2 protein-coding genes are annotated in these 1,873 nt (G+C 34.9%); both read right to left on the bottom strand.

Features of this window, described 5'->3' with window-relative positions:
• Positions 1–197: 197 nt before the first annotated feature.
• Positions 198–1,430 (bottom strand): transposase, encoded by a 1,233-nt coding sequence (locus P0N36_RS15140; protein ID WP_275843718.1) that lies wholly within the window; start codon positions 1,428–1,430, stop codon positions 198–200.
• 16 nt (positions 1,431–1,446) lie between these two features.
• Positions 1,447–1,845: an IS200/IS605 family transposase gene (tnpA, locus tag P0N36_RS15145; RefSeq protein WP_275843719.1), complete on the bottom strand. Its 399-nt coding sequence runs from the start codon at positions 1,843–1,845 to the stop codon at positions 1,447–1,449.
• Between the last annotated feature and the right edge of the window lie 28 nt (positions 1,846–1,873).

The following is a 1,873-nucleotide window of genomic DNA, read 5'->3' on the forward strand; positions in this document are numbered from 1 at the left end:
ATTGAACTACCCACGACTAAAGTCACGGGATTCGATTAGCACCTGACGGTGCTATCACTTTTTCCTGTTTCATAGATTACTGCTAAGATGTGAAAACACCCTTAGTCTTACATAAGCTCCTGTGAAGCATAGCTTCACTCACTTTCGTGACAGGCACTTCCCCTTGTCCCAAGGGTGCAGGTACTTACAGTACCAATTTATGCTACAGCTTCTAAACCTAATATTTGTAAGCCATAATTTCTTATATTAATAGCTGCATTTTCATCTCTGTCATGTACTGAACCACAATGGCTACAGACCCACTGACGCTCATTTAAGGTAAGGGTTACATGTTTTTCATTACAGTTTGAGCATAACTTAGATGAAGCATACCAACGGTCTATCTGAACCAAATATTTCCCTTGCCATTTTAGTTTATACTTAAGAAAGGTAATGAATTGATACCATCCCGCATCTGAAATAGCTTTAGATAACTTTTTATTCTTAACCATACCCTTAATGTTAAGTGTTTCCAGTATAACTACTTGGTTTTCGTTAGCCAACTGGGTACTTAACTTATGAGCAAAGTCTTTACGTTGATTTGCTATATGTAACTGTAAATCAGCAACTTTATGTTTCGCTTTTTTAAAGTTCTGAGAATCTTTCTGTTTCTTTGATAATCTGCGTTGAAGTTGCGCTAATTTCTTCTCAGACTCTTTGATATATTTAGCTTTATCTACAAACTCAGTTTTAGAACCATCATGAATAGTTGCAAATGTTTTAATCCCAAGGTCAACACCAACTACTTTTGCTGAGGCCACTGTGTCAATATCCAAAGGTTTAACTAATGTTACTATCTCTTCTAATGTTAACGATACATAATACTTTGAACTTTTCTGACTTATAGTAGCTTTTAGTATTCGTACCTGTCCTAGTTCTATCTTACTAATAATCTCTTTATTTCTCTTAGACTTTACCTTTGCCATAGATACTTTACCTAGCTTAGGTATTTTAATTGAAGATAAACCACAAACCGCAATATTATTATTGGTCATTTTTGTCGTGTAAGACTTCTTTGCAGTTCTCTTTGACTTGAAAGTAGGGTATCGGTTCTGACCCTTGAAAAAACGAATATATGCATCTTCAACATTTTCACAAGCTACTTCCAAGGCAAACTTATCGACCTCTTTTAAGAAACTGTGTTCCTCTAATGATTTCATAGGAACAAGAAAGTCCTTTTTATATTTACCTACTGAGAGTGTTTTAGCTTCTCCCTTGTAATACTCTTGTCTTGTAGAAAGGTAGTTGTTAAAAATGAACCGAGTGCAACCAAAGGTTCTGTTAATTAACCCTTCTTGTTCTTTTGTAGGGTAAACACGAAGAACAAGACCATAGCTTTTCAACTGCTGCCCTTGTTTAGCCAATTCTTTATTCTTTTCTTTGACTGTCATTCGCTTACCCATAAAGTTACTTCTCCTTTTGAGATTGGATATATCTTCTTATCTGTTCTTCTGTAGTATCACTTACAGTACTAACATAATATGAGGGATTCCAAAGACTGCCTCCCCATAATTCATTTTTTATTTCCGGGTGTTCCTTAAACATAGCCCGAGCTGACACGCCCTTTAATGCCTTTATGATATTAGGTATGTAGTGTTGCGGAGAACAATCTACAAGTAGATGTACATGATCTTTGTCACATTCCATTTCCAAAATATCGAACTTATTCTCTAATGCAATTTGTTTTAATTTCATCTTTAATGTATCCTCAATATTATCTTTAAGTATCTTTTTACGATATTTCACGCACCACACTAAATTATATTGGATTGAATATACGTAACCTCTTCCACGCTTTTCTTTCAATGCTTTCACCTCTATTTTAGTATAACAT

It is taken from the genome of Petrocella sp. FN5 (assembly GCF_029210395.1).
Taxonomy (GTDB): domain Bacteria; phylum Bacillota; class Clostridia; order Lachnospirales; family Vallitaleaceae; genus Petrocella.